We start from the raw sequence: 496 nt of genomic DNA, 5'->3' as shown, positions 1-496 counted from the left end.
AAGCCCAGCGCCAGGCCGAGGAAACCCAGGCCAACGCAGACAACGCCGAAGCGGAGAAAGCCCGGGCCACCCGTCGCTTGCAGGAAGCCGAGGAGGCTGTTACCCGCAATGACAACATCAAGGCGGGTCTCAAACTCAAACTGGAAAGCCGCCGCCGTCAGCAGGCCGAAGCCGCCGACGCACTGCAGCAGGCCGACCGGGCACGTTCCAACGCGACCCAGCGCATCCATATTCTGGAAGAGCTGGAACGCAACATGGACGGGTACCAGCAAAGCGTCAAGAGCGTCATGCGGGCTGCCGGCGGACGCCGCCTGCGGGGTATCATCGGTCCCGTGGCGGGCATCCTCACGGTGCAAAAAGGCTATGAAGTGGCCATCGAAACGGCGCTGGGCTTTGCCCTGCAAAATATCGTGGTGGAGGACCAGGGCTGCGCCCGGGCCGCCATCGCGTTCCTGAAAGAGGAACGGGCAGGCCGCGCCACCTTCCTGCCGCTGGA

At 64.9% G+C, this 496-nt stretch carries 1 pseudogene; it reads left to right on the top strand.

From position 1 onward, the window contains the following. Window positions 1-496, top strand: a pseudogene (locus H6B10_RS15240) (chromosome segregation protein SMC); the annotation flags it as partial.

Source organism: Gemmiger formicilis, assembly GCF_016901605.1.
Taxonomy (GTDB): Bacteria; Bacillota; Clostridia; order Oscillospirales; family Ruminococcaceae; genus Gemmiger; species Gemmiger formicilis_B.
The sequence above is the reverse complement of the archived record's forward strand: the minus strand, read 5'-3'. Positions and strand labels throughout refer to the sequence as shown.